This is a genomic window from Yersinia frederiksenii ATCC 33641, assembly GCF_000754805.1.
Classification (GTDB): Bacteria; Pseudomonadota; Gammaproteobacteria; order Enterobacterales; family Enterobacteriaceae; genus Yersinia; species Yersinia frederiksenii.
Map to the genome: position 1 here is coordinate 3,100,059 of NZ_KN150731.1, position 26,243 is coordinate 3,126,301.

A 26,243-nucleotide genomic window follows, 5' to 3' on the forward strand; every position below is an offset into this window, starting at 1 on the left:
TTTCAGGTTTATTGAAATTCTTGTAGCGCGCGGATCAGCGCGTCATTATCAGCATTCTCTGCTATCTGGATATCACTCCAGCCCATCTGGGCAGCTAAGGCAGCCAAACGATCACTCACGACGACTAAGCGGCAACGTAGCAACCAGGAAGAACGATAATAATCAGGAACTAAAGTATAGATCTGTTGTAACATTTCGCCGCTAGTTACCACCAGAATATCGACGCCGGAGCGTTGCCAATGCGCACTCTGTTCACTGCCATCATAAAAGATGGGGCTGCGCTGATAACATTCACAAAAAGTGACTGTTGCTCCCCGCTCAGCCAGGCTTTCACCCAGTAGCTCGCGCCCACCATTGCCACGCAATAACAGTGCCTTTTTACCAGACAGTTTTTGCAGGTCGGGCAATGATAGCAGCATCTCGCTGGTCTCTCCCGTTGGGGGAAACGTGACGTGCAAACGGCTGGCGGTATGCAATGCTAATGCAGTGTTACGACCAATAGCATAATAAGATAACTGTGCGGGCCATGACAGGTTATTTCTTTTTAACAGCGGGTTAGCATAGCGGATAGCATTCTGTGATAACGCAAAAACCAAGTCGCCGGCCTGCATTTCTTGCAGTAATGCCGGTAACTTAGGCAGGTCATCACCGGGTGAGAAATCAATCAATGGCGCATGATAGGCAACCCGGCCCAGCGCACGCAGGCGGCTGACTAACTGCTCTCCAGAAGGGGATGGGCGGGTGACCAGAATCGTCATAGCGGTGCATTATCCTGATAAACTTCAGCCAGTATTTCCCGCGCGCCGCGAGATAGCAGCTCATCGGCCAGTTCAATGCCCATTTGCTCAGCATGCTGTGCCGGGCCTCGGCGCTCGCCGCGAATAATCTCACTACCGTCTGGTGCTCCCACCAGTGCGCGCAGCCACAATATATCGCCTTCCAATTCGGCATAACTGCCAATTGGTACCTGACAACCACCTTCAAGGCGAGTATTCATCGCCCGCTCCGCACAGACCCGTAATTCAGTCTCGCGGTGATTTAATGGTGCCAGTAGCTGGCGCGTAAAATCATCATCCAGACGGCATTCAATACCAACAGCACCTTGGCCAACTGCAGGCAAGGACTCTTCCGCTGGCATGGCGGAGCGGATACGCGTCTCCAGGCCGAGGCGTTTGAGGCCAGCAACGGCTAGAATAATCGCGTGGTAATCACCGTTATCCAGTTTGGCAAGGCGAGTCCCTACGTTACCCCGTAGATCGCGAATAATTAGGTCTGGGCGGCGTTCGCGCAATTGGCACTGGCGGCGCAGGCTAGAGGTGCCGACGATGCTGCCAGCGGGTAGGTCATCCAAATGAGCATAATTTGGTGAAACGAAAGCATCGCGTGGGTCATCACGCTCACAAATAGTGACCAAGCCCAGCCCTTCAGGGAAGGCTATCGGCACATCTTTCATGGAATGCACGGCGATATCCGCCCGACCTTCCAGTAATGCCAGTTCTAATTCCTTAACGAACAAGCCCTTACCGCCGACTTTTGCCAGTGGCGTGTCTAGAATGATATCCCCACGAGTCACCATCGGGACCAATTCAACTTGCAAGCCGGGGTGATTGGCTTGCAATAAATCTTGAACATAATGTGCTTGCCATAAGGCGAGCGGGCTTTGTCGCGTAGCAATTCGAATAATTTTGTCTAACATTGCTTGTTACCGTTTTATATTTTATGGCCCATCCTACCATTGACCGATGAATACTGTCAGTGCGGTAGCCACAAGAGCAGGGCGGGTAAGAGCATAAGAAAGCAACTATTGTAACAAATGCACGGTGAGATACGCGGTTTATACCTTTTTCTATGATCCACGGCGGCCAGTGACCAAACTACAATGCCGATGACTTTGACTATAGAGAGGCATTATAATTGTTGGGATAGCTTTACTTTCTTTACGGTCAATCGGCAAGGTGTTAGATTGATCACGTTTCCAGCAATAATTCGTTAAATATTCTTCAAACAAAATGTTTTTTGGTCATTTCAACAAAAAGTACATTCTTTTGCTGAGAGGCAAATAAACAATAAACGAATCTGGAACACGGGTTTCTTTCTAAGCACCGGAACAATCAGGCGAGACGTCTTGTACCTCTACATCGAGACACTGAAACAGCGACTGGATGCGATCAACCAATTACGAGTCGATCGCGCCTTGGCGGCCATGGGGCCAGCCTTCCAAAAGGTCTACAGTCTGCTACCAACCTTACTACATTGTCATCACCCGCTGATGCCGGGTTACCTTGATGGTAACGTTCCCCATGGCATCTGCCTTTTCACGCCTAATGAAACACAGCAGGATTATCTGTCTGAGGTTGAAGCCAAATGGGGTCAGCCTTTACAGCAGAGTGTCGGCGGTGAATTGCCGATTACCGGCGTTTACTCTATGGGAAGCACTTCGTCTATTGGTCAGTGCCATACATCCGATTTGGATATCTGGGTATGCCACCAGGCTTGGCTTGATACTGAAGAACGTAACCGTCTGCAAAAAAAATGTAGCCTGCTGGAAAAATGGGCCGCATCAATGGGTGTTGAAGTCAGTTTCTTCCTAATAGATGAAAACCGCTTCCGTCATAACGCCAGCGGTAGTTTGGGCGGTGAAGATTGCGGTTCAACCCAACATATTTTATTACTGGACGAATTTTACCGCAGTGCGGTGCGTCTGGCGGGGAAACGTATTCTTTGGAATATGGTTCCGATCGAAGAAGAAGATAATTACGATGATTACGTGCTGTCGCTCTACGCGCAGGGCGTATTAACGCCGAATGAATGGCTGGATTTGGGCGGTTTGAGCACCCTGTCCGCGGAAGAGTATTTCGGTGCCAGCCTATGGCAATTGTACAAAAGTATCGATTCGCCATATAAGGCAGTATTGAAAACTGTCCTGCTTGAGGCTTATTCCTGGGAATACCCGAATTCTCAACTGTTGGCGATGGAAATCAAACAGCGCCTGCATGCCGGTGAAATCGTGGCGTTTGGTCTTGATGCTTACTGCATGATGCTCGACCGCGTCACTCGTTATCTTACCCAAATCAATGACACCACTCGGTTGAACCTGGTGCGTCGCTGTTTCTATCTGAAAGTGTGTGAAAAGTTGTCTCGCACGCCAGCGAGTGTGGGTTGGCGGCGTGAAATTCTCAGCCAATTAGTCAGTGAATGGGGCTGGAGTGACGAGAGTTTAGCGGTATTAGATAACCGTGCTAACTGGAAGATTGAACGTGTGCGTGAAGCACATAACGAACTGTTGGATGCGATGATGCAAAGTTATCGTAATTTGATTCGTTTTGCGCGCCGTAATAACTTGAGTGTCAGCGCCAGCCCGCAGGATATTGGGGTATTGACCCGTAAACTGTATGCGGCATTTGAAGCTTTACCAGGTAAAGTAACACTGGTTAACCCGCAGATTTCACCCGATCTTTCTGAAGAGCATTTGACCTTTATTCATGTTCCGGCAGGCCGAGCCAATCGCCCCGGCTGGTATTTGTATAATCAAGCGCCGTCAATGGATGCTATTGTCAGCCATCAGCCGCTGGAATATAACCGTTACTTGAATAAACTGGTGTCGTGGGCTTATTTCAACGGCCTGTTGACCAGTAAGACCCGGTTGCATATTAAAAGTGCCAATCTGTGCGATACCGTGAAACTGCAAGAGTTAGTGACTGATATTTCTCACCACTTCCCACTACGCCTGCCCGCACCGACACCAAAAGCGCTGTACAGTCCGTGCGAAATTCGCCATTTAGCGATTATCGTCAATCTGGAAAATGACCCGACCGCGGCCTTCCGCAATCAAGTCGTGCATTTTGACTTCCGTAAACTGGATGTATTCAGTTTTGGTGAGCAGCAGCAGTGTCTGGTTGGCAGTATCGATTTGTTGTACCGCAACTCATGGAACGAAGTGAGAACCTTGCATTTCAGTGGTGAGCAGGCGGTATTGGAAGCACTGAAAACCATTTTAGGCAAAATGCATCAGGATGCGGCTCCGCCAGAGTCGGTGGATGTGTTCTGCTATAGCCAGCATTTGCGTGGTTTGATTCGGACCCGCATTCAACAGCTGGTTTCTGAGTGTATTGATCTGCGCTTGTCCAGTACCCGTCAGGAACCGGGCCGTTTTAAAGCGGTACGGGTGTCTGGCCAGACTTGGGGATTGTTCTTTGAGCGCCTGAGTGTCTCGGTCCAGAAATTGGAAAACGCTGTCGAATTCTATGGTGCAATTTCCAATAATAAACTGCATGGGTTATCAATTCAGGTCGAAACTGATCAAATTCATCTGCCACCCGTGGTAGACGGTTTTGCCAGCGAAGGGATTATTCAGTTCTTCTTCGAGGGTACCGCAGATGAGAAAGGCTTTAATATTTACATCCTAGATGAGACAAACCGGGTTGAGGTTTATCACCATTGCGAGGGCAGTAAAGAGGAGTTAGTGCGAGATGTTAGTCGTTTCTATTCATCTTCTCACGATCGCTTTACCTACGGTTCCAGCTTTATCAACTTCAACTTGCCACAATTCTATCAGATTGTGCAGTTAGATGGCCGGACTCAGGTGATTCCTTTCCGCAGCAACACCTTGTCTCATCTGCATATTGTCGATAAAGACACCAGTGCACCCGCACAACAATTTCAGCTACATTGATATGTCGACAAAACATAACCAATAAAAATATTTTTATTGGTTATGTTGGATAGGCAATGAATTTAATCTAAATCGTGATGTTCTAATTCTCTATGTTCCGGTATGTTATTTTTAGCATTTTCATTGCGATAATATGCAGAGTAAAACATAGTAGCATCGAAGTGTGTTGCTGAGTCCTTCTCTATAAAAGGAATCTGTTCGTCAATTATTTCTTTATAAATATTGGTCGTTAGTCTTTTTTCTTCAATAGCGGTGAGGATAACATTTGAATTTTTCTGCATGAAATCTAAATGTTTTTGATTAACTGGACCACTCAAATAAATATAATGAGACATACAGGCTAATGTGGAAAAAGGTAATTCACCTAAGTGAAGCGCAAAGCAATCCCGAATAATTTGGCTAGTTCTGCCATTAGCATTTGGCAATAAATGCAGATATTGAAAATCTGACGTTAACTTAAATATTCTGGCGATATCACTTTCAGCATGTGCATTGACTAATTCACATGAAAATTTATTGATTATTTTTCTTCTACTTTCAGTGGAATCATCAACTATTCCCTTTGTTGTTATTATGGAATCATCATGATTGGTAGCTATCTCTAATTCATATTTTAACGTATCGAGTGTGAGCCTTTCATTTTTTATCTTGTTATCTATGATGTCCTTAACATTAAAGATACTGCTGCTATGTGTTGAGGATAAACTGCGATCTTCGGAGGTCATGACATTTTCGACAGTTAATAGCTCGGGAAGGTGTTCTATATTGAAACTCACTCTTCTTACTTTATCTTCATAGCGGCTATTATTGTCATAATATATAGCATTTAGACTTGAAAGGAAGAGGGCATATCCTTTTATCATAAGGGCATTATCATCCTCCTTGCTATAATTAAAACCAATGTCTTTCATATTGTAGGCAATAATAGGATTTTGCCAGTGGGTGGCTTCAACGTATAAGTAAGGAAGCAAAATTTGTAATTGTTGATTATCTAGTTTAGATAATCTTGCTTGCATTTTGTTTTCTGTATCCAAAGAAGCTCTGAATGCATCTATGGCATCATTCTCTTGGTGAAGAGTATCATTACTTTTAATTTCGCCTACACACTCTATTATTTTTTCGTATTGTTCCTCAGTAGAGAGAGGAAGTAGGCAGATATTATCCAGATCGACTCTTGCATTAGTAATATTAGTGTTGTTCCACTGTATACCCGTTAGCATTGCACCGTAAAGAATAGAATGACTCAGGTTAGTGTTCGTCATATTGGTAGAGCGAAGATCACCATTTGTGAAGTCAACATAGGATAAATTAAGATTACTTAGATCCACGCCTTGAAGATCATATCCATTATAAGTTGTCGTTCTACCTGAGATATTATTTTCACATTGTTCTTTTATTATCTCTCGTTTTAATTCTCTAAGTGAATTTCGATCTTCCTCTGTATGACATTTTGATATCTCTTTAGCCATTATTTTAATTTTGTCGGCATCACTAAGAGTGTGGTTTTGAGTGTCATGAAAATTTGAAGCTAGGATGGTATTATTTGAAATATGCATCATTTACATTGAGTCCTATAAAATAATTACATATAGAAAAGGTAAAGGATTTTCATAGGGATTATTGCATTGTGATTCTTTTCTAAGTACCGGGTATTAGCCTTACTTAGCTCAGGAAACCGCAGTAAGCAGTAAATAGAGGGTTATATGTCAGGTCTTGCCATGCCAGCCAGTGACCGGGCTGGCATGTTTTTGTGTGGTTAGCTGAAATGCACTTCTTCACCCGCCTGGGCGGTGGCCGCTTCAGACAATTGGTGGAAAAATTCTGCACCGCTGCGTGAGCAATACCAATGCCCTTCACGGTAATCAAAATGATAACCGCCCGCTTTAGTCGCCAGCCAGACCTGATGTAATGGCTCCTGGCGATTGATCACAATCTTGCTGCCATTCTCGAAAGTTAGGGTCATCACCCCACCATTAGTTTCATAATCGATATCACTATCGCCGGTAAAACTATCCAGGGTCTCTTCAATGCAAAGCATCAATTGATCGGCTAACTGATGAAACTCGCTATCGTTCATATTCAATTCCTATTGCTTTTCATGATCCACCTGCGATTATAGAGACCTTGGGCGCAAGAATTACAGGCATTAATACGAATACCTGCGTCAAAACGCTTTATTGATATCAAAACAGGTTACAGGCATTAAAAATGAAAAATAAATTACGTTGGCTGTTAACGGCAATGATGGTGTTCGCACTCTCCGGTTGTGGTCTGAAGGGCCCGTTGTACTTCCCGCCATCAGATAAACCAACAGTAGAAACAACCAAGCAAGATAGCGGGAACATTGAGCGTAATCAGCAGAATTCAAAGACCCAGAGTATCGCCGGGCCTCAGTGATTATTCCTATCGCCGCCAGATAAGGTCAGTACCGAAGTTAGCCAGTACCGAATATTTAGCAGGTAAATGAAAGTCAGCGGAGTATGAAATGCAGTTCTCCAAAATGCACGGTCTTGGCAACGACTTTATGGTTGTCGATGCAGTTACCCAAAATGTTTACTTTTCGCCGGAGTTAATCCGTCGATTAGCAGACCGGCACACTGGCGTGGGCTTTGATCAGATGTTGGTGGTTGAGCCACCTTACGATCCTGAGCTGGATTTTCACTACCGTATTTTTAATGCCGATGGCAGCGAAGTTTCTCAGTGTGGCAATGGCGCGCGCTGTTTTGCTCGTTTTGTCCGACTGAAAGGGTTGACCAATAAGCGCGATATCAGTGTGAGTACCCAAACGGGCCGCATGATATTGAGTGTCACGGAAGATGAACTGGTTTGTGTCAATATGGGTGAGCCCAATTTTGACCCGCAAACTGTTCCTTTCCGTGCGGCAAAAGCCGAGAAAACCTACATTTTACGTGCGGCAGAACACACGGTGCTCTGCGGTGTGGTATCAATGGGGAATCCCCATTGTGTGATGCAGGTTGATGATGTTTCAGTTGCCAATGTTGCCTTGCTTGGCCCAGAATTAGAAAGCCATGAACGCTTTCCAGAACGTGCCAATATCGGTTTTATGCAGGTCGTGAGCCGGGAACATATCCGCCTACGAGTGTATGAACGTGGTGCCGGTGAAACTCAAGCCTGTGGTAGTGGGGCTTGTGCCGCAGTTGCGGTCGGGATCCAGCAAGAGCTATTGAGTGAAGAGGTTCATGTCGAACTGCCCGGTGGCAGTTTGCATATTAGTTGGAAAGGACCGGGTCATCCACTGTACATGACCGGGCCTGCGACCCATGTTTACGACGGATTTATCCATTTATAACGAGTGCTGATGCATGACGGGTGTTACATGAAAAGTTATGAGGAGCAGGCGCTAGCCGGTATCGAGTTAGATGACGATGCCGTCATGCAGTATTTATTGCAAAATCCCGACTTCTTTATCCGCAACGCGCGTTTGGTTGAACAGATGCATATCCCTCATCCGGTGAGAGGCACGGTCTCGCTGGTGGAGTGGCAACTGGGGCGTCAGCGTAACCAGATAGGCCAGTTGGAAGAAGAAATCACCTTACTGATGGAGCAGGCGGGCTTGAATGAAGTGCTATTCAGCCGCTTACTGCAACTACAGGGCAATCTTGCTGCCGCCAGTAGCTTGCAAGATATGCTCAACCGTTTGCAGCGCTGGGCCAGAGATTTCGGGCTGGCGGGGGCGAATGTCCGGTTATTCACTGACCGCTGGCAAATAGGCGCACCGTCTGATTTCACGCATTTAGGCCTGTCTCGCCATGCTTTTGAACCCATGCGTATTCAACGTTTAGGTAATGAACGCCACTATCTGGGCAGCTTAAATGGGCCGGAACTGCTGTTGTTATTACCGCAAGCTAAGCAGGTGGGTTCCGTGGCACTGTCATTATTGGGTAAAGACGGTGATTTGGGGGTGATTATCTTCAGCAGCCGCGATACACAACATTATCAGCAAGGCATGGGGACTGTGATGCTGAATCAGTTATCGACCTTATTGCCGCGCTTGCTGGAGCGTTGGATAGAGCCGGTATGACCGAATTCAGTGCCTCGCTTGCCCCACAGGTAGAGGCTTTCCTGCGTTATCTCAAGGTTGAGCGTCAGCTCAGCCCATTGACCATCATAAGCTACCGGCGCCAGCTACAGGCGCTGATGGAGATTGGCGAGCAAATGGGCCTCGCGCACTGGCAAACGCTGGATGCCGCTCAGGTTCGCTCACTGGTTTCCCGCAGTAAACGTGCCGGTCTGCACTCTTCTAGCCTTGCTTTGCGGCTCTCGGCGTTGCGCAGTTTCCTTGACTGGTTGGTGAGCCAGGGTGTACTGCAAGCCAACCCTGCCAAGGGGATCAGCACCCCGCGTTCTGGTCGCCATCTGCCGAAAAATATTGATGTCGATGAAGTTGATAAGCTGCTGGATATCGATCTGAATGACCCTTTGGCGGTGCGCGACCGGGCCATGCTGGAAGTGATGTATGGCGCGGGTTTGCGTCTATCCGAACTGGTTGGCATGAACTGCAAACACGTCGATTTAGCCAGCGGCGAAGTCTGGGTAATGGGGAAGGGCAGCAAAGAGCGCAAAGTCCCGATTGGCAAAACGGCGGTCACCTGGTTAGAACATTGGTTAGCGCTGCGTGAGCTGTTTGAACCGCAAGATGACGCCATTTTCTTGGCCAATACCGGTAAGCGCATTTCAGCGCGTAATGTACAAAAACGCTTTGCTGAATGGGGCGTGAAGCAGGGAGTCAGCAGCCATATTCATCCCCATAAACTGCGCCACTCATTTGCGACTCATATGCTGGAGTCCAGTGGAGATTTGCGCGCAGTACAAGAGCTGCTGGGGCATGCCAATCTGACCACCACACAAATTTATACCCATCTTGACTTTCAACATCTGGCAACAGTGTATGATGCTGCTCATCCACGGGCCAAACGAGGCAAATCTTGATGCATTTTTATCGTCCACTGGAGCGGATTTTCGCCATTACTTTCGATTTGGATGACACCCTGTACGACAATCGGCCAGTGATAACCCGTACAGAACAAGAGTCTGTGGCATTTTTACAGCAGTACCATCCCAATTTGGCGCAGCTACAGGCCGCAGATTTTCAACGTTTTCGCAGCGAGTTACTGGCACAAGACCCCGATATTTACCACGATGTCACCCAGTGGCGCTGGCATGCTATCGAGCTGGGTCTGATTCGTCATGGCCTGAGCAAGTCAGAAGCGCAATGTGGCGCTGATGCCGCCATGGAAAATTTCGCCGTATGGCGTAGCCGTATTTATGTGCCGCCAGCCACGCATGACACCTTGAGTGCTCTGGCTGAACATTATCCACTGGTGGCCATCACCAATGGCAATGCCGACCCTAAAGCTTGCGGTCTGGACAGTTATTTCCAGTTTGTGTTGCGCTCCGGCCCTCATGGTCGCGCCAAACCTTTCCGCGATATGTACCATAAAGCGGCGAACCATCTGGATATTCCACTAAAACATATCTTGCATGTTGGTGATGATTTAACCACCGATGTCGCCGGTTCGCTGCGTTGCGGCATGCAAGCGTGCTGGATTAACGACCGGCAACAAAGCCTGATGACCGCCCGTGATAGCCGGTTATTGCCACATATTGAGATTTCGCAGTTGGCTTCCCTGACAGCATTGCTATAATCCTCTGCAATAACTCTGTATAAATTCACAGTGGAATGCTGGTAAAATAGCCGGATAACCGGCGATTTAGCTATTTTCTCTTACCCGATGAACGGTGCCTATGGACGTTTCTGATCTGCTCGACAGCCTGAATGAAAAACAACGCGAAGCCGTGGCTGCGCCACGCTGCAACCTGTTGGTACTGGCCGGGGCGGGCAGTGGCAAAACCCGAGTGCTGGTTCATCGTATTGCCTGGCTATTGTCGGTCGAAAACGCCTCTCCCTATTCCATTATCGCGGTGACCTTCACCAATAAAGCCGCCGCTGAAATGCGCCACCGCATTGAGCACTTGATTGGAACCAGTCAGGGCGGGATGTGGATTGGTACTTTCCACGGGCTGGCGCACCGGTTGCTGCGTGCTCACCATATGGACGCCAATCTGCCGCAGGACTTCCAAATTCTTGATAGCGATGACCAACTTCGGTTATTAAAACGCTTGGTTAAGGCCTTGAATTTAGACGAGAAGCAATGGCCGCCGCGTCAGGCAATGTGGTACATCAATGGCAAAAAAGATGAAGGGCTACGTCCGCAGCATATTGAGAGCTACGGTAACCCGGTCGAAGCTACTTGGCTGCGTATCTATCAAGCCTATCAGGAAGCCTGTGACCGTGCGGGTCTGGTAGATTTTGCCGAGTTGCTGCTGCGCGCTCACGAATTGTGGCTGAACAAGCCGCATATTCTTAATCATTATCGTGAACGTTTCACCAATATTCTGGTGGATGAGTTCCAAGATACCAACAATATCCAGTACGCCTGGATTCGCCTGCTGGCAGGTGAGCGCTCCAATGTGATGATCGTTGGCGATGATGACCAGTCAATTTATGGCTGGCGTGGGGCGCAAGTAGAGAATATCCAGCGCTTCCTGAAAGATTTTCCTGGTGCCGAAACTATCCGTCTGGAGCAGAATTACCGCTCAACCAGCAATATCCTGACCGCCGCTAACGCCCTGATTGCCCATAATGATGGTCGTATGGGTAAGAACCTGTGGACGGAAGGAGCTGAAGGCGAGCCTATCTCGCTCTATTGCGCCTTTAATGAGCTGGATGAAGCCCGCTTCGTGGTTAACCGTATTAAAGCTTGGCAAGACAATGGTGGCGCGCTAAATGATTGTGCCATTTTGTATCGCAGCAACGCCCAATCACGTGTGCTGGAAGAGGCTTTATTGCAGACGGCAATGCCGTATCGTATTTATGGCGGTCAGCGCTTCTTCGAACGTCAGGAAATTAAAGATGCATTGGCATATTTGCGCCTGATTTCTAATCGTAATGATGACGCGGCCTTCGAACGGGTGGTCAATACACCAACGCGAGGTATTGGCGATCGCACCTTAGATGTGGTGCGCCAAACCGCCCGTGACCGCCAGTTAACCTTATGGCAATCAACCCGCGCCATGTTGCAGGAAAAAGTGCTGGCAGGCCGTGCAGCCTCCGCGCTGCAACGTTTTATCGAGCTGGTGGACTCACTGTCCCATGAAACCGCCGATATGCCGCTGCACGTGCAAACTGACCGTGTCATTCGTGATTCTGGTTTGTGGTCAATGTACGAGCAGGAGAAGGGCGAAAAAGGTCAAGCACGTATTGAGAACCTTGAAGAGCTGGTCAATGCTACCCGCCAATATAGCTATCAGGATGAAGATCAAGACCTGATGCCACTGCAGGCGTTTCTTTCTCATGCAGCGCTGGAAGCCGGAGAGGGGCAGGCCGATGCTTATCAGGATGCGGTGCAGCTAATGACGCTCCATTCAGCAAAAGGTTTGGAGTTCCCACAGGTATTCATAGTGGGTATGGAAGAGGGCATGTTCCCAAGTCAGATGTCTTTGGATGAAGGCGGACGTCTGGAGGAAGAGCGCCGGTTGGCTTATGTTGGTGTTACCCGCGCCATGCAGAAATTGACTCTCTGCTATGCTGAGAGCCGCCGTCTGTATGGCAAAGAAGTCAATCATCGCCCATCACGTTTTATCGGCGAACTGCCACAAGAGTGTGTTGAAGAAGTACGGCTGCGTGCGACAGTTTCTCGCCCGGTCAATCACCGCCGCATGGGGACGCCGATGCACGAAAATGACAGCGGCTTCTCATTGGGGCAGCGAGTGCGCCATCCTAAATTCGGTGAGGGCACGGTGGTGAATCTAGAAGGCAGCGGTGAGCACAGCCGGTTGCAGATTGCTTTCCCCGGTGAAGGCATTAAGTGGCTAGTGGCGGCATATGCACGTCTGGAAGCCGTCTAAACTTACCCTGTAGCCTTGACGCCGCAGCGGTGTTAGCGGCATTCACTTACCCGAGTCACTTACTTGAGTAAGCTCATCGGGCTGCGTTTATTTGCAGCCTTGCTGCAACGCCTGTGACTTTGGGTAAACCCTGAGAACTTAATGCTGCAGCGGAAAAAGTGGCTCGCGCGTTTATTCTTGCTCACCACTTTTTCCTTGGGCTATCAGATGCGCGTCGGTTTCTGCCTGCAATAAAATGGCTTTACCCATCCACTGAGTGACATCCTGAATTCCAGCCTCATCTAAATGCCAAATATCTTTTAGCACCATAAAGACTTCTGACCCATAAATGAGTGAAAAGGCATAAATCACCCGTTGTAGCGCTTCTGGCTCTAACTTTCCTTCCAATGGCTCGACGGCGAGCTTTAGCAGCCGCTTACGGTTACCACGAACTAACTTATCTTCATTATTTGAATGGTTACGGTCATCAGCCCATTGTTGTAAAGAGAGATGCAGAGCGGCCCGCAACACTCCTTCGTGTTGCAACATACGCGGATAAGCAAAGGAAAGTAATTCAGCAATGCGTTGGCGTGCATCGGGCTGAGTCGGCTGCCACGACAATATCGGACCAAGGCTTTCATCGACCATCGCCGAGACCAGCGCACTTTGTGTCGGGAAATAGCGATAAGCTGTGGCACGAGAAAGTTGGGCAGCATTTGCTACTTCGGTTATTGAGGGAAACGCGCCTTGCTCATACATCGACATGGCTGTGTCGATAAGTAACCGCCGGGTTCTGGCCCGGATGGTGGTTAATGATGGAGAGGAGCTTTCCTGTTTATCCTGATTATTCACGGTCACTCCAGAGCTACAGATGGTATTTCTGCCCACTATAACAAACCGTTTGCACAAATCGTCATGAAAGCACTCCGCATTCAAACTAATTTTGAGACTATCGTCTCATATTTGGGTTATGCTCTTTGCGTAAATGATACGGCAGTCTCAATATGATTCTATCTTAACCAACTCGCTTAATTGTCAGGCAGTAAAAGAAAATAAACTTTCCATAAAAGTGAGTTGTTCGCGCATTCATAGAAGGATGTTCAGATGCCTCGTCATATTTATATTGCTACCACGACAGATACCAAAGGCGAAGAGCTGGCGTATGTCAGTGAATTGATTAAAGCAACCGGTTTGACGACAGTCACGGTGGATTTATCAACGAAAGAAGGTCAGCAGGCCGGTGGCGCGGATATTTCGGCCGAGACCGTGGCGAGCCATCACCCGGATGGGCGTCAGGCGGTTTTCTGTGGTGATAGAGGGCGGGCAATCAGCGCGATGGCGCAGGCTTTTGAGTGCTTTATCAATAGTCGCGAAGACGTCGCTGCGCTTTTAGGTCTGGGGGGATCTGGCGGTACGGCACTGATAACTCCCGCTATGCAAAGTTTGCCCATCGGTATTCCTAAATTGATGGTTTCTACCATGGCTTCGGGTGATGTTTCCGGTTATATCGGTGCGAGTGATATCGCCATGATGTATTCAGTCACTGATATTGCTGGGCTTAATCGCATTTCTCGCCGGGTATTGAGTAATGCCGCCCATCAAATTGCCGGTGCAGTTTTCTTTGCGAAAGCAGAGACAGCCACTGATGACAAACCGGCGCTGGGGCTGACGATGTTTGGCGTGACCACGCCCTGTATTCAAGCCGTCAGCGCCGCATTATCGTCAGAATATGATTGCCTGGTTTTCCACGCCACCGGTAGCGGCGGTAAAGCCATGGAAAAATTGGCCGAAAGTGGTTTATTGGCCGGGGCGCTGGATCTGACGACCACTGAAGTTTGCGACTTGTTATTTGATGGGGTATTAGCCTGCGGGCCTGAACGGTTCGATGCTATTGCTCATACCAATATTCCCTACGTCGGCTCCTGTGGTGCCTTGGATATGGTTAATTTTGGTAGCCCAGCAACAATTCCGGCGAAATATGCGGACCGTTTATTCTATAAGCATAATGCGCAAGTCACGCTGATGCGCACCACCGAGCAAGAGAATATCCAAATGGCACGCTGGATTGGCGAGAAGCTAAATCGCTGCCAAGGCGAAGTCCGTTTCTTAATTCCAGAGGGCGGCTTCTCGGCACTGGATGCTCCCGGCCAGCCATTCTGGGATGAAAAGTCCCTGAAAGCCTTTATTCAAACATTGGAAGAGACCGTCATTCAAACCGAAAAACGCCGCTTGGTGCATTATCCGTTCAATATTAACGACCCGAAATTTGCTCAAGCTGCAGTAGAAAACTTTAAAGAAATAGCAAAGAGCCCATTCCATTAGGGCCATTTAATGTGTGGAGAAACATATGCCAAAATTTCAACGCCAGGCCATATTGGCCAAATTCCGGGAAATGATTGCCCGCCGTGAGCCGATTATCGGCGGCGGTGCGGGTACAGGGCTGTCTGCTAAATGCGAAGAGGCTGGCGGTATTGATTTAATCGTCATCTATAACTCTGGCCGCTATCGGATGGCGGGCCGTGGTTCGCTGGCAGGGCTGCTGGCGTACGGTAATGCGAATGAAATTGTAGTCGATATGGCCAAAGAAGTGTTGCCAGTCGTCAAGAAAACACCGGTGCTGGCTGGGGTTAATGGGACTGACCCATTCTGTCAGTTCGATCACTTCTTGGACCATTTGAAAGACTTAGGCTTCTCTGGCGTGCAGAACTTCCCTACTGTCGGCTTAATTGACGGTAACTTCCGCGCAAACCTTGAAGAGACCGGCATGGGTTATGGTTTGGAAGTGGATATGATCCGTCTGGCTCATGAGAAAGATTTGCTGACGACACCTTATGTCTTCAGTGCCGCGGATGCTGTCGCCATGACCCAAGCGGGAGCCGATATTATTGTTCCTCATATGGGGCTGACGACCGGCGGTAATATTGGTGCTGATACTGCACTGAAGTTGGCCGACTGCGTGCCACTGATTAATGAGTGGGCAGCGGCGGCGAAAGCTGTGCGTGAGGATATTATTGTCTTGTGCCACGGCGGGCCAATTTCGACCCCTGAAGATGCTCAATACATCATGGACAATTGCCCACAATGTGATGGTTTCTACGGTGCTAGTTCTATGGAACGACTCCCGACAGAGATTGCACTGACCGACACCACTAAACAGTTTAAAAACATAAAGCGTTGATATTTTGCCAATACCAAAGGGAAAGCCTGTTTGTGAATTTCACCTGATCATTGGTTAAATGAAGATGCAGGATACGCAAAACCGAGGCCGAAGTTGGCTTCGGTTTTTTTTACTCACATCATCCAAATGTCGTGCTTTCTCATTGGTGCTGTGGAGTAGCCACTTTTAACCGGTTGACAGTCTTTTTCTTCTCGGCGTAACATGCGCGCACTATTCTTGATGAGGACATTCGCCTTGGACACACCCAGTAGATACTGGCTCAATAACCTGTTCATATGGTGCAACTTCTAAGGCTATCCTCATCTTTGCTGATAGCCTTCGTGGTTGTCAGCGACCCCGCTAAACCGTCGCTGTGAGTCAGATCTCCTTATGGTCTGAAACAAACGGTATTTCAATACTCACCTGTTTCTGTGCTTCAATGCGTTTCCCCTATCCACACCGCAAGGGAGTTTTGGCACATGCTGAGCGCATTTAAATTAAGTAACAATCGCTTATCCCGTTTGGAGCTGGATGAATCAGATGACCTGACTACCTCACTTTGGGTCGATTTAGTCGAGCCGGAAGAGGGGGAGCGGGAACGCGTCCAGTCTGAGTTAGGGCAAAGCCTGGCAACTCGGCCAGAGCTAGATGACATTGAGGCCTCCGCGCGATTCTTTGAAGATGAGGATGGCCTACATATCCACTCCTTCTTCTATTACGAAGATGCTGAAGATCACGCTGGTAACTCAACCGTGGCATTTACTATCCGTGATGGTCGCCTTTATACCCTGCGTGAACGTGAATTACCGGCATTTCGTTTGTACCGTATGCGTGCGCGCAACCAGACACTGGTTGATGGCAATGCTTATGAGCTGCTGCTGGATCTGTTCGAGACTAAGATTGAACAGTTGGCTGATGAAATCGAGAATATTTACAGCGATTTGGAAGCATTAAGCCGGGTTATCATGGAAGGCCAGCAAGGTGATGAATATGATGCGGCGCTGTCTACATTGGCGGAACAGGAAGATATCGGCTGGAAAGTGCGGCTGTGTCTGATGGATACCCAGCGGGCGCTGAATTTCCTAGTACGTAAAGCCCGTTTGCCAAGCGGCCAGTTGGAACAGGCGCGCGAAGTCTTACGCGATATCGAATCCCTGTTGCCACACAATGAATCCCTGTTCCAGAAAGTTAACTTCCTGATGCAGGCAGCGATGGGTTTTATCAACATCGAACAGAACCGCATTATTAAGATATTCTCGGTCGTCTCGGTGGTATTCTTGCCGCCAACACTGGTGGCATCGAGTTACGGGATGAACTTTGAGTTTATGCCAGAGTTGAATTGGTCATTTGGCTACCCCGCGGCGATCAGCCTGATGATTGTTGCCGGTTTGGCTCCGTACTTGTATTTCAAGCGCAAAAACTGGCTCTAGTCTTGAGGCTTGGCGTTGCAGGGGCTAGTTGCAACGCCAGTTGTTGGGTGATAAGTAATTATTAGGCGCGCAGCTTGCGCTGGGTATAGAGCGCATCTAGCGTGAACAGTAACAATGCCGCCCAAATAAAGGCGAAAGTCACCATTTTATCGTTGCCGATAGTCTCGCCGTAGAAGGTTACCGCCAGAATAAACATCAGTGTCGGCCCCAGATACTGGAAGAAGCCCAATGTCGATAGCCGTAAACGGGTCGCTGCAGCGGTGAAGAATAGCAGCGGGATAGTGGTTATCACCCCGGCAGCAGCGAGCAATACATTCAGCGACCAGGTATTGGCGCTCAGATGGCTGGTAGGGCTGTCGGCAATAAAGAACAGATAGACCGCCGCGATGGGCAGCAACCACATGGTTTCCACCAACATTCCTGTTTGGGCATCAATTCCCAGTTTTTTACGTATCAGGCCATATAGGGCAAAAGTAATCGCCAGACCCAAACCGATAACCGGGAGTGAGCCAAACTGCCACAGCTGAATTAACACGCCACCAAAAGCCAATGCTACCGCGACCCACTGCATACGGCGGAAACGTTCACCCAGAAACAGCATGCCAAATAGCACATTGACCAGCGGATTAATAAAGTAACCCAAGCTGGCTTCCAGCATATGGTTATGGTTCACCGCCCAGATAAACAATAGCCAGTTACTGGCAATCAATACGGCGGTCACAGCCAGTAAAAGCAGACGTTTACGATTTCTACAGGCACTGCGTACCTGTGGCCAATTACGGCTGACAGTCAGCAGTATCAGCATAAAGAAAAATGACCAGATAATTCGATGAGTCAAGATTTCATCAGCCGGCACCTGTTGGATTAGCTTGAAATAAGCAGGGGCAATACCCCAAATAAAATAGGCAGCCAGAGCAAAGAAAATGCCCTGACGAGTTCGTTGTTTATCCATGGTGTAGCTCAAAACAAGAAAGGAGATGCGGTGAGTGTACTTAACTTCGAGCGACTAATCATCACCGCTGAAAGTCAAATCAACCCACCAGATAGGTCGCTGTGGCGCTGGCGATATGAATTTGCTTTTCATTATGTAGCTCAACTCTGGCAACTGAGACCTTATTACCACTACGTAAAATACTGCTACTGGCGATGAAATGCTCACCACGACCAGGGCGCAAATAATCAACACGCAGGTCGATAGTGCCCATTTTAGCGAGCTTCATTTGCAATTGTTCTTGAATCAAGGGTTCATGACGAACCAGGCTATTACCGACACACACCAAACCCGCGGCAACATCCAGTACTGCGGCAATAACCCCACCATGTAGGATCCTTTGTGCAATATTACCGACCAGCTTGTCATTATTATCAAAAGTAATTTCAGCGTAATCTTGCTCGAAACGGGTTAATTTTAAGCCTAATTCACGATTGAAAGGCATGTGATAGACAAAGATATCCCCGATGATACGACGAGCGCCTTCCAGCGTTAGTGGTGTAACTGACATTGCACTCTGTTCTCTTAGTGACTATTTACGGGCAATTATCCCGCAAGTTAATGAGTTGTTTATTTTATGCTCCTATTTTGTTGTTTTCCAGTCGTTAAATCATAAATATAAACAACACTAATCCAAGATAACATTTGTGTGTAGAATGAGCTGTTTTCATTACAAATAGAAATAATTCGTAAGGTGATGGGGGAGTTATGGGTAGATTTTGGCAGATATTAATAGCGTTATTGTTGGTACCAACCTTGGCGCAGGCAGATGTGGCGACGGTTGAGAAGATTCACGATGCACCTGTGGTGCGTGGCAGTATTATTGCGGCAATGTTGCAGGACCACGATAATCCATTCCTGCTTTATCCGTATGAAACAAACTATCTGTTATATACCTATACCAGTGATATCAATAAAGATGCTATCAGCTCTTATGATTGGGCTAATAATGCTAAGAAAGATGAAGTTAAATTCCAATTGAGTTTAGGCTTCCCTATCTGGCGTGGTATTGCGGGTGATAACTCATTACTCGGTGCCTCTTATACCCAGCGTTCTTGGTGGCAGGCATCCAACAGTGATGAGTCTTCGCCTTTCCGTGAAACCAACTACGAACCGCAGATATTCCTGGCGTGGGCAACGGAATATGAGTTGGCGGGTTGGACTTTTCGTGAGGTCGAATTTGGTTATAACCACCAATCTAATGGTAAAGCCGATCCAACTTCACGTAGCTGGGATCGTGTTTATACTCGCTTGATGGCACAACGCGGTAACTTGGAAATTGACCTGAAACCTTGGTATCGTCTGCCCGAAAGTGACGCAAAAGATGACAACCCCGATATCAATAAATACATGGGTTACTATCGCCTGAAAGTTGGTTATGCCTTGGGTGACAGCGTCTTCAGTCTGGATGGGCGCTATAACTGGAATACCGGCTACGGCGGCGCTGAAATGGGCTGGAGCTACCCAATCACTAAACATGTACGTTTCTATACCCAAGTGTTCAGTGGCTATGGTGAGTCAATGATTGACTATAACTTTAGGCAAACACGGGTGGGTGTGGGTATCATGTTGAATGATGTCCTTTAACGTCATCCGGCGTTAGAAAAGTTTCAGACACAGGCAGGTTTTCCTGCCTGTGCAGATCTAATAGTTGGGGAAGAGTGTGTCAACCGCAGCAGTGATAAATAGGGAGTTACTGGCAGAGCAAGTATTGCGAGATACTTTCGGCTATCAGCAATTCCGGCCCGGACAGCAGGAAATTATCAACGCCACCCTAGCAGGGCAAGATTGCCTGGTAGTGATGCCAACCGGTGGGGGTAAATCCTTGTGTTATCAGATTCCGGCACTGGTGACTGATGGACTGACACTGGTGGTTTCCCCTTTAATCTCGTTGATGAAAGACCAAGTTGACCAACTGCTGGCCTATGGTGTCGGGGCGGGATGTTTAAACTCGTCACAAACACGCGAACAGCAATTGGCGGTGATGGACGGGTGTCGCAGCGGCCAGATTAAGCTGCTGTACATCGCACCAGAACGTTTGGTGATGGAGAGCTTCCTTGATCAATTGCATCAGTGGCGGCCAGGGTTATTGGCAGTGGATGAAGCCCACTGTATCTCCCAATGGGGGCATGACTTCCGCCCGGAATATCGTGCTCTTGGTCAGTTAAAACAACGTTTCCCTGATTTGCCCGTTATTGCATTGACTGCAACGGCGGATGAAGCGACGCGTGGTGATATCGTACGCTTGCTCAATCTGGATCAGCCATTGATTCAGGTCAGTAGTTTTGACCGTCCTAATATTCGCTACACCCTGGTCGAGAAGTTTAAACCGCTCGATCAACTGTGGCGTTTTGTGCAAGACCAACGCGGAAAAAGTGGCATTATTTACTGCAATAGCCGGGCAAAAGTGGAAGACACCACCGCTCGTTTGCAAAGTCGTGGCCTGAGTGTGGCCGCTTATCACGCCGGGCTGGATAACGAACGCCGTGCACAAGTGCAAGAAGCCTTTCAGCGTGATGACTTGCAAGTGGTGGTTGCCACAGTAGCCTTCGGTATGGGGATTAATAAACCTAACGTCCGCTTTGTGGTGCATTTTGATATTCCGCGCACTATCGAGTCTTACTATCAGGAAACCGGCCGTGCCGGGCGTGATGGCTTACCCGCCGAGGCCATGCTGCTGTATGACCCGGCAGATATGGCGTGGTTACGCCGCTGTCTGGAAGAGAAGCCCGCAGGCGCACAACAGGATATTGAGCGGCATAAACTCAATGCGATGGGGGCTTTTGCTGAAGCGCAAACCTGCCGCCGCTTGGTTTTGCTCAACTATTTTGGCGAAGGCAAGCAGCAATCATGCGGCAACTGTGATATCTGTCTTGATCCACCCAAGCGCTACGATGGGCTAGCCGATGCACAAAAAGCGCTGTCGTGTGTTTACCGAGTTGGACAGCGCTTTGGTCTGGGGTATATCGTTGAAGTGCTGCGTGGGGCTAATAACCAGCGCATTCGTGAATTTGGTCATGACAAGCTATCAGTATATGGCATTGGTCGTGAGCAAAGTCATGAACACTGGGTCAGTGTATTGCGCCAGCTTATTCACCTCGGATTGTTGAGCCAGAATATTGCGATGTTCTCCGCCTTACAATTGACGGAAGCGGCGCGCCCGGTATTACGAGCTGAATTGCCATTGCAATTGGCGGTGCCACGTATTCAGAGCCTGAAAGTGCGCAGCAGTGCCAATCAAAAATCTTACGGTGGCAATTACGATCGCAAGTTATTTGCCAAATTACGTAAGTTACGCAAATCTATCGCCGACGAAGGCAATATTCCGCCTTATGTGGTGTTTAACGATGCCACTTTGCTGGAGATGGCCGAGCAGCTGCCGATTACTGCCAGCGAGCTACTGAGTGTCAATGGTGTTGGGCAGCGCAAGCTGGAGCGCTTTGGCGCACCCTTTATGGCCATGATCCGTGACCATGTAGACAATAACGATGACTAATGCCGCTGCGGCTGCAAGCCCGCAGGGTCGATGAGAACCTATTCATGCTAATGCTATTTCTGACGGTCGCACTGGTGCACCTGGTGGCTCTGATGAGCCCAGGGCCTGATTTCTTCTTTGTCTCACAAACTGCCGCCAGCCGCTCGCGCGGTGAGGCGATGATGGGCGTGGTTGGGATTTCACTCGGGATTGTCATCTGGGCAGGTGTGGCTTTGATGGGGTTGAATCTGATCTTGCAGAAAATGGCGTGGTTGCATCAGATTATTATGGTCGGTGGCGGATTGTACCTGTGCTGGATGGGCTGGCAGTTGCTAAAATCTGCCCGTACCAAACGTGATACCACAGAAACTGAAGTACAGGTTGTGCTGCCCGCTCGTGGCCGGACTTTCCTGCGCGGGTTTCTGACCAACCTCTCGAATCCTAAAGCTGTTATCTATTTCGGCAGCGTATTCTCACTGTTTGTCGGTGATGATGTTAGTGCGGGCGCGCGCTGGGGATTGTTTGTCCTGATTGTCGGGGAAACTTTCGTGTGGTTCAGTGTGGTTGCCTGCATATTCGCTTTACCCGTGATGCGCCGTGGCTATCAGCGGTTGTCCAAATGGATTGATGGCTTGGCTGGGGTATTATTCACCGGTTTTGGTATTCATCTGATTTTGTCCCGTTAATGGATAATCCCAACGGTTCTGCACCGGTTGGGACCACTAACCTTATACTTTTCTAGCGGTTGCCAATAATGCGCCAATTAGCATAAACAAGCCGCCAAATATCCGATTCAGCAATTTCATTTGGTGCGGTGATTTTATCCAACCTGCAATTCGTGTGGCAAGGGTGGCGTAGCCAATCATCACTATGATATCGACAATCACACTGGTACTACCAAGAATCAGATATTGCGCCACTTGTGGTTGATGTGGCAGCACAAATTGCGGGAATAATGCGGCCAGGAACACAATGCTTTTCGGGTTGGTCAGGTTAACAAACACCGCGCGTTTAAAGAGTTTACGCCGTGGCATACTGTTGGCTAATGCATGCAGATCCAGTGCGCCGGCAGCACGCCATTGCTGGATACCGAGCCAGATTAAGTAAGCCGCCCCAAGCCATTTTAATATTTCGAATGCCAGTAGCGATTGTGAAATCAGTGCGCCAAGACCGACACCAACCAGCACAATATGTACCGCTAACCCCAGCTGCAATCCGCAAATTGAGGCAACCACCCCACGGGTACCATGACTGATAGTGGTACTCATGGTATTGATGGCGCCAGAGCCGGGGGACAGACTGAGAATAAGTGTTGTCAGCAAATAAGTTAACCACCAGTCTAAGGTCATCGGCAAAGCTCCCGGAATGCGTAAATTTATGCCACAATACTCTATTGCTAATAGTTGTGCTATGGCTCACAGAACGACAATTTGTTCACTGAACAGCGAGCGATGTTATGCCGTTAGATAATCATATGACTGGCTGGTTGACCCGTGAAGAGCAGTTTGCGGCCTTTGTTAACGGCCCATTGCTAGATTTCTGGCAGCAGCGCGATGAAGACGAGTTTATGGGAGTCGATAATATTCCTATTCGCTATGTCCGTTTTTGTGCCCCGCAACATACCCGCGTAGTGGTGGTGGTGCCCGGCCGCATTGAAAGTTACGTTAAATATCCTGAAGTGGCCTATGATCTTTTTCAGCAGGGCTATGATGTTATTGTGCTGGATCATCGTGGGCAGGGTAAATCCGGGCGGATGCTTGAGGATCACAATCGTGGCCATGTGATCAAATTCGATGATTATATTGAGGATTTTGCGCTATTAGTGCAGCGCGAGATCACAAATAGCCGTTATCAGCAGCGCTTTGCTTTGGCTCACTCCATGGGCGGCGCAATTCTGGCACGTTTTCTGGCGAGAGAACCTAACGCCTTTGATGCTGTTGCACTTTGTGCGCCGATGTTTGGTATTCATTTACCGATGCCAGGTTGGCTTGCCCACCGGATTGTCGATTGGGCCGAAGGGCACCAAAAGTTGCGGGATTATTACGCTATCGGAACCGGTCAGTGGCGGCCATTGCCCTATCTGGTCAATATGTTGACCCACAGTCGCGAGCGCTATCGCCGCTATTTGCGCCAATATGCGGATACACCGGAAATTCGTGTCGGTGGGCCAACGTATCACTGGGTCCGTGAAAGTCTGCTGGTGGGGGAGCAAATTATCGCTGAAGCAGACAAAATCACCACACCGGTTCTGTTATTGCAGGCCAGTGAGGATCGGGTAGTCCATAACCCGGCCCACAATGCTTTTTCTCAGGCTATGACTCTGGCGGGGCACCCTTGCGAAGGGGGGCATCCTATGGTCATTCAAGGGGCGCGCCATGAGATCCTGTTCGAGCGGGACCAGCTGCGTGCCGAGGCGCTTAGCGCCATATTGCGTTTTTTCGCGCAATCTCACCCTTCTTGCCACATAAAACAATCAGTCGGCCATTAGACCCCGACGTCACCAGAGGTTAGAACATACCGCTATGTATCATGTTGTTGCTTCCGATTTAGATGGCACTTTACTGTCACCTGACCACATCCTGACGCCATATGCCAAAGAAACACTTAAGTTGCTGACGCAGCGTGATGTGCACTTTGTGTTTGCGACTGGCCGCCATCATATCGATGTGGCGCAAATTCGCGATAGCCTGGAGATCAGCGCTTTTATGATCACCTCCAATGGTGCGCGCGTGCACAACACGGCAGGGGAGCTGATTTTCAGCCATAACCTTGATGCTGATATCGCCCGTGATTTGTACAATATCGAACACCATAATCCGGATATCTTGACCAACGTCTATTTAAACGATGAATGGTATATGAACCGTGAAAGTCCGGCGCAGAAAGAGTTTTTCCGTGAATCAGTGTTCAACTACCAAGTGTTCGAACCCGCGTTGTTGCCAACCGAAGGGGTGTGTAAGGTCTATTTCACTTGCGAAGATCATGACAAGTTATTGATTTTAGAAGAAGCCATCAATGCACGTTGGGGCGATCGAGTTAATGTGAGTTTTTCCTTCCCAACCTGTCTGGAAGTGATGGGCGGCGGTGTCTCTAAGGGCCATGCGCTTGAACAAGTGGCTAAAATCATTGGTTATTCACTGAAAGAATGCATCGCCTTTGGTGATGGTATGAATGATTTGGAAATGCTGTCTATGTCTGGCAAAGGCTGCATCATGCGTGATGCGCATCAGCGCCTGAAAGATATGCTGCCGAATCTGGAAGTGATTGGTTCGAATGTGGATGATGCGGTCCCGCACTATCTGCGTAAAATGTTTTTAGGTACAGATAAGTAACTGATCATTTTATACCCGCCTACCTGCAAATCGAAATCTACTGGGTAGAGTAAAATAGCGCTATAAACAAAAAATGGCGCACTCATTATAAGTGCGCCATTTTCTTATTCTCGCTAATCTCAGGCCATAAACTTACTGATGTTGAGCCTGTTTTTGCAGGAACTGCACGCCTTTATCTGGGAAGTCAGTAAATACCCCGTCAACTTGTGCCTGATTATAAATAATATCGAACAGCTGATTAACGTCAGTGGCGTATTTAGGCAGCTTGTCAGCACGGATGGTGTACGGATGAACCATCATATTGCTGGCATGAGCTTCTTTCACCATATTGGTCAGCTTAATGTTATCCGGCGTGGAGCTTTCAACAACCAGCATATGGTAGTCAGGGCCAATACCGTCAGCATATTGTGCAACTTGCTTCATTGCGCCTGGCTTGAACATCCAATCGTAGCTGTAATTAACCCATTTGCCATCAGGTTTTTGTTCGTAGGTTTCATTCCAGTCGGTATAGGCCACCAGTTGAACCAGTTTCAGGTCCATACCCATCTTCGGTTCTAACACATTTTTAATACGTTTTAATTCATTCGCATCAAAGCATTGCAGATAAACTTTATCGGCTTTGGTGGTGTAACCATACTGCTTAAGGACTTCCAATACCTTGGTGGAAATATCTTTCCCTTCTTGCTGATGGAACCAAGGCGCTTTGATTTCAGGGTAGATACCGATATTTTTACCGGTCGAATGATTTAGTCCCTGAACAAATTCAATCTCTTCTTGGAAGGTGTGTACCCGGAAGTCAGATTTGCCCATAGGGAAGCGGCCAGGATAGCTTTGTACTTTCTTGCCATCTTTACCAATATCAAAGCCTTCGGTAAATTTCAGTGACTTGATTTCCGGCAACGTAAAATCAATGGCGTAATAGCGGCCATCTTTACGTGCGCGATCCGGGAAGCGTTCGGCAACATCCGTCACCCGATCCAGATAATGGTCATGCAGGACCACTAACTCATTATCTTTGGTCATCACCAAGTCTTGTTCAAGATAATCAGCACCCTGCGCATAGGCCATGGCTTTGGCTGGCAGTGTGTGTTCAGGCAAATAGCCACTGGCGCCACGATGCGCGATAACGACTTTATCTGCTGAAGGTTTGGTGAGTGTGGATTTATCCGAAGAAGATGGCTCTGCCGCGTGCGCCATACCCGCTACTGAAGATGCCAAAATGATGCTCGCCGCCAAGGTTTTTATATGAATTTGCATTGATTGTGCTCCATTTATCAA

Annotated in this window: 24 protein-coding genes; 15 read left to right on the forward strand and 9 right to left on the reverse strand. The window is 48.4% G+C overall.

Annotation, left to right across the window (positions count from 1 at the left end):
* Positions 1 to 8: 8 nt before the first annotated feature.
* Together hemD and hemC are read right to left on the reverse strand one after the other, a co-directional pair.
* Positions 9 to 758: a uroporphyrinogen-III synthase gene (gene hemD, locus DJ58_RS08065; RefSeq protein ID WP_032911357.1), complete on the reverse strand. Its 750-nt coding sequence runs from the start codon at positions 756 to 758 to the stop codon at positions 9 to 11.
* Positions 755 to 1,696 (reverse strand): hydroxymethylbilane synthase, encoded by a 942-nt coding sequence (hemC, locus tag DJ58_RS08060; RefSeq protein ID WP_004710128.1) that lies wholly within the window; start codon positions 1,694 to 1,696, stop codon positions 755 to 757. The genes hemD and hemC overlap by 4 nt, the downstream gene beginning before the upstream one ends.
* Before the next feature lie 429 nt (positions 1,697 to 2,125).
* Here hemC and DJ58_RS08055 point away from each other — a divergent pair, with 429 nt between their 5' ends.
* The gene (locus DJ58_RS08055; RefSeq protein WP_004710131.1) at positions 2,126 to 4,672 is read left to right on the forward strand and encodes a class I adenylate cyclase; all 2,547 of its coding nucleotides are present in this window, start codon (positions 2,126 to 2,128) and stop codon (positions 4,670 to 4,672) included.
* A gap of 62 nt (positions 4,673 to 4,734) precedes the next feature.
* Here DJ58_RS08055 and DJ58_RS08050 read toward each other — a convergent pair whose 3' ends face one another.
* The gene (locus tag DJ58_RS08050) at positions 4,735 to 6,231 is read right to left on the reverse strand and encodes a pentapeptide repeat-containing protein (protein WP_004710132.1); all 1,497 of its coding nucleotides are present in this window, start codon (positions 6,229 to 6,231) and stop codon (positions 4,735 to 4,737) included.
* A 197-nt stretch (positions 6,232 to 6,428) separates the two neighbouring features.
* Positions 6,429 to 6,749 carry an iron donor protein CyaY gene (cyaY, locus tag DJ58_RS08045; protein WP_004710134.1) on the reverse strand — a complete coding sequence of 107 codons (321 nt, stop codon included), beginning with the start codon at positions 6,747 to 6,749 and terminating at the stop codon, positions 6,429 to 6,431.
* 131 nt (positions 6,750 to 6,880) lie between these two features.
* Here cyaY and lptM point away from each other — a divergent pair, with 131 nt between their 5' ends.
* The 6 genes from lptM to uvrD all read left to right on the forward strand — a co-directional run bounded on the left by lptM (position 6,881) and on the right by uvrD (position 12,601).
* The gene (lptM, locus tag DJ58_RS08040) at positions 6,881 to 7,069 is read left to right on the forward strand and encodes an LPS translocon maturation chaperone LptM (protein WP_004710135.1); all 189 of its coding nucleotides are present in this window, start codon (positions 6,881 to 6,883) and stop codon (positions 7,067 to 7,069) included.
* An 88-nt stretch (positions 7,070 to 7,157) separates the two neighbouring features.
* Positions 7,158 to 7,982, forward strand: a complete 825-nt coding sequence (dapF, locus tag DJ58_RS08035; RefSeq protein ID WP_004710137.1) for a diaminopimelate epimerase — start codon at positions 7,158 to 7,160, stop codon at positions 7,980 to 7,982.
* A 27-nt stretch (positions 7,983 to 8,009) separates the two neighbouring features.
* Positions 8,010 to 8,714, forward strand: coding sequence for a DUF484 domain-containing protein (locus tag DJ58_RS08030; RefSeq protein WP_004710139.1), 705 nt, complete (start codon positions 8,010 to 8,012; stop codon positions 8,712 to 8,714).
* Positions 8,711 to 9,622, forward strand: a complete 912-nt coding sequence (gene xerC, locus DJ58_RS08025; RefSeq protein WP_050300651.1) for a tyrosine recombinase XerC — start codon at positions 8,711 to 8,713, stop codon at positions 9,620 to 9,622. The genes DJ58_RS08030 and xerC overlap by 4 nt, the downstream gene beginning before the upstream one ends.
* Positions 9,622 to 10,338 (forward strand): 5-amino-6-(5-phospho-D-ribitylamino)uracil phosphatase YigB, encoded by a 717-nt coding sequence (gene yigB, locus DJ58_RS08020; RefSeq protein ID WP_032911358.1) that lies wholly within the window; start codon positions 9,622 to 9,624, stop codon positions 10,336 to 10,338. Before xerC ends, yigB begins: the two co-directional genes overlap by 1 nt.
* Before the next feature lie 100 nt (positions 10,339 to 10,438).
* Positions 10,439 to 12,601, forward strand: a complete 2,163-nt coding sequence (gene uvrD, locus DJ58_RS08015; protein ID WP_004710142.1) for a DNA helicase II — start codon at positions 10,439 to 10,441, stop codon at positions 12,599 to 12,601.
* A 171-nt stretch (positions 12,602 to 12,772) separates the two neighbouring features.
* On the opposite strand, the gene DJ58_RS08010 is transcribed toward uvrD, so the two are convergent.
* A complete protein-coding gene (locus tag DJ58_RS08010) occupies positions 12,773 to 13,432 on the reverse strand; it encodes a TetR/AcrR family transcriptional regulator (RefSeq protein WP_032911359.1) in 660 nt (219 codons plus the stop codon).
* 252 nt (positions 13,433 to 13,684) lie between these two features.
* Between DJ58_RS08010 and DJ58_RS08005 the strand changes: the two genes are divergently transcribed.
* The 3 genes from DJ58_RS08005 (at position 13,685) to corA (ending at position 17,167) form a co-directional block, all read left to right on the forward strand.
* Positions 13,685 to 14,902, forward strand: coding sequence for a Tm-1-like ATP-binding domain-containing protein (locus tag DJ58_RS08005; RefSeq protein ID WP_004710145.1), 1,218 nt, complete (start codon positions 13,685 to 13,687; stop codon positions 14,900 to 14,902).
* A 25-nt stretch (positions 14,903 to 14,927) separates the two neighbouring features.
* Complete coding sequence (locus DJ58_RS08000; RefSeq protein WP_032911361.1) at positions 14,928 to 15,758, forward strand: phosphoenolpyruvate hydrolase family protein; 831 nt, start codon at positions 14,928 to 14,930, stop codon at positions 15,756 to 15,758.
* Between the two features lie 458 nt (positions 15,759 to 16,216).
* Positions 16,217 to 17,167 (forward strand): magnesium/cobalt transporter CorA, encoded by a 951-nt coding sequence (gene corA / locus DJ58_RS07995; protein ID WP_004710148.1) that lies wholly within the window; start codon positions 16,217 to 16,219, stop codon positions 17,165 to 17,167.
* Positions 17,168 to 17,228: 61 nt separating this feature from the next.
* Here the strand turns inward: corA and rarD are convergent, their stop codons facing one another.
* Positions 17,229 to 18,119 (reverse strand): EamA family transporter RarD, encoded by an 891-nt coding sequence (gene rarD / locus DJ58_RS07990; protein WP_004710150.1) that lies wholly within the window; start codon positions 18,117 to 18,119, stop codon positions 17,229 to 17,231.
* Positions 18,120 to 18,198: 79 nt separating this feature from the next.
* The gene (locus tag DJ58_RS07985) at positions 18,199 to 18,669 is read right to left on the reverse strand and encodes a thioesterase family protein (RefSeq protein WP_004710152.1); all 471 of its coding nucleotides are present in this window, start codon (positions 18,667 to 18,669) and stop codon (positions 18,199 to 18,201) included.
* A 197-nt stretch (positions 18,670 to 18,866) separates the two neighbouring features.
* On the opposite strand from DJ58_RS07985, the gene pldA reads away from it, so the two are divergent.
* From pldA to rhtC, 3 genes are all read left to right on the forward strand, one after another.
* The gene (gene pldA / locus DJ58_RS07980) at positions 18,867 to 19,745 is read left to right on the forward strand and encodes a phospholipase A (RefSeq protein ID WP_004710154.1); all 879 of its coding nucleotides are present in this window, start codon (positions 18,867 to 18,869) and stop codon (positions 19,743 to 19,745) included.
* A gap of 76 nt (positions 19,746 to 19,821) precedes the next feature.
* Positions 19,822 to 21,654: an ATP-dependent DNA helicase RecQ gene (recQ, locus tag DJ58_RS07975; RefSeq protein ID WP_004710156.1), complete on the forward strand. Its 1,833-nt coding sequence runs from the start codon at positions 19,822 to 19,824 to the stop codon at positions 21,652 to 21,654.
* Positions 21,655 to 21,698: 44 nt separating this feature from the next.
* Positions 21,699 to 22,319 (forward strand): threonine export protein RhtC, encoded by a 621-nt coding sequence (gene rhtC, locus DJ58_RS07970; RefSeq protein ID WP_032911392.1) that lies wholly within the window; start codon positions 21,699 to 21,701, stop codon positions 22,317 to 22,319.
* Between the two features lie 42 nt (positions 22,320 to 22,361).
* Here the strand turns inward: rhtC and rhtB are convergent, their stop codons facing one another.
* The gene (gene rhtB, locus DJ58_RS07965) at positions 22,362 to 22,982 is read right to left on the reverse strand and encodes a homoserine/homoserine lactone efflux protein (RefSeq protein ID WP_004710159.1); all 621 of its coding nucleotides are present in this window, start codon (positions 22,980 to 22,982) and stop codon (positions 22,362 to 22,364) included.
* 107 nt (positions 22,983 to 23,089) lie between these two features.
* Here rhtB and pldB point away from each other — a divergent pair, with 107 nt between their 5' ends.
* Both pldB and yigL read left to right on the forward strand, forming a co-directional pair.
* Positions 23,090 to 24,121, forward strand: a complete 1,032-nt coding sequence (gene pldB / locus DJ58_RS07960; protein WP_004710161.1) for a lysophospholipase L2 — start codon at positions 23,090 to 23,092, stop codon at positions 24,119 to 24,121.
* Positions 24,122 to 24,155: 34 nt separating this feature from the next.
* On the forward strand, positions 24,156 to 24,965 hold the full coding sequence (gene yigL, locus DJ58_RS07955) for a sugar/pyridoxal phosphate phosphatase YigL (protein WP_004710162.1): 810 nt from the start codon (positions 24,156 to 24,158) through the stop codon (positions 24,963 to 24,965).
* A gap of 132 nt (positions 24,966 to 25,097) precedes the next feature.
* On the opposite strand, the gene glpQ is transcribed toward yigL, so the two are convergent.
* Complete coding sequence (glpQ, locus tag DJ58_RS07950; RefSeq protein WP_004710163.1) at positions 25,098 to 26,222, reverse strand: glycerophosphodiester phosphodiesterase; 1,125 nt, start codon at positions 26,220 to 26,222, stop codon at positions 25,098 to 25,100.
* Positions 26,223 to 26,243: the final 21 nt, after the last annotated feature.

What these genes read in the sequence shown, in the direction of transcription:
- corA (WP_004710148.1), top strand. Translation starts at nt 16,217, where the DNA reads ATGCTGAGCGCATTTAAATTAAGTAACAATCGCTTATCCCGTTTGGAG.
- pldB (WP_004710161.1), top strand. Translation starts at nt 23,090, where the DNA reads ATGCCGTTAGATAATCATATGACTGGCTGGTTGACCCGTGAAGAGCAG.
- DJ58_RS08005 (WP_004710145.1), top strand. Translation starts at nt 13,685, where the DNA reads ATGCCTCGTCATATTTATATTGCTACCACGACAGATACCAAAGGCGAA.
- hemC (WP_004710128.1), bottom strand. Translation starts at nt 1,696, where the DNA reads ATGTTAGACAAAATTATTCGAATTGCTACGCGACAAAGCCCGCTCGCC.
- DJ58_RS07985 (WP_004710152.1), bottom strand. Translation starts at nt 18,669, where the DNA reads ATGTCAGTTACACCACTAACGCTGGAAGGCGCTCGTCGTATCATCGGG.
- hemD (WP_032911357.1), bottom strand. Translation starts at nt 758, where the DNA reads ATGACGATTCTGGTCACCCGCCCATCCCCTTCTGGAGAGCAGTTAGTC.
- xerC (WP_050300651.1), top strand. Translation starts at nt 8,711, where the DNA reads ATGACCGAATTCAGTGCCTCGCTTGCCCCACAGGTAGAGGCTTTCCTG.
- DJ58_RS08030 (WP_004710139.1), top strand. Translation starts at nt 8,010, where the DNA reads ATGAAAAGTTATGAGGAGCAGGCGCTAGCCGGTATCGAGTTAGATGAC.
- rarD (WP_004710150.1), bottom strand. Translation starts at nt 18,119, where the DNA reads ATGGATAAACAACGAACTCGTCAGGGCATTTTCTTTGCTCTGGCTGCC.
- yigL (WP_004710162.1), top strand. Translation starts at nt 24,156, where the DNA reads ATGTATCATGTTGTTGCTTCCGATTTAGATGGCACTTTACTGTCACCT.
- cyaY (WP_004710134.1), bottom strand. Translation starts at nt 6,749, where the DNA reads ATGAACGATAGCGAGTTTCATCAGTTAGCCGATCAATTGATGCTTTGC.
- glpQ (WP_004710163.1), bottom strand. Translation starts at nt 26,222, where the DNA reads ATGCAAATTCATATAAAAACCTTGGCGGCGAGCATCATTTTGGCATCT.
- yigB (WP_032911358.1), top strand. Translation starts at nt 9,622, where the DNA reads ATGCATTTTTATCGTCCACTGGAGCGGATTTTCGCCATTACTTTCGAT.
- uvrD (WP_004710142.1), top strand. Translation starts at nt 10,439, where the DNA reads ATGGACGTTTCTGATCTGCTCGACAGCCTGAATGAAAAACAACGCGAA.
- dapF (WP_004710137.1), top strand. Translation starts at nt 7,158, where the DNA reads ATGCAGTTCTCCAAAATGCACGGTCTTGGCAACGACTTTATGGTTGTC.
- pldA (WP_004710154.1), top strand. Translation starts at nt 18,867, where the DNA reads ATGGGTAGATTTTGGCAGATATTAATAGCGTTATTGTTGGTACCAACC.
- rhtB (WP_004710159.1), bottom strand. Translation starts at nt 22,982, where the DNA reads ATGACCTTAGACTGGTGGTTAACTTATTTGCTGACAACACTTATTCTC.
- DJ58_RS08000 (WP_032911361.1), top strand. Translation starts at nt 14,928, where the DNA reads ATGCCAAAATTTCAACGCCAGGCCATATTGGCCAAATTCCGGGAAATG.
- lptM (WP_004710135.1), top strand. Translation starts at nt 6,881, where the DNA reads ATGAAAAATAAATTACGTTGGCTGTTAACGGCAATGATGGTGTTCGCA.
- DJ58_RS08050 (WP_004710132.1), bottom strand. Translation starts at nt 6,231, where the DNA reads ATGATGCATATTTCAAATAATACCATCCTAGCTTCAAATTTTCATGAC.
- rhtC (WP_032911392.1), top strand. Translation starts at nt 21,699, where the DNA reads ATGCTAATGCTATTTCTGACGGTCGCACTGGTGCACCTGGTGGCTCTG.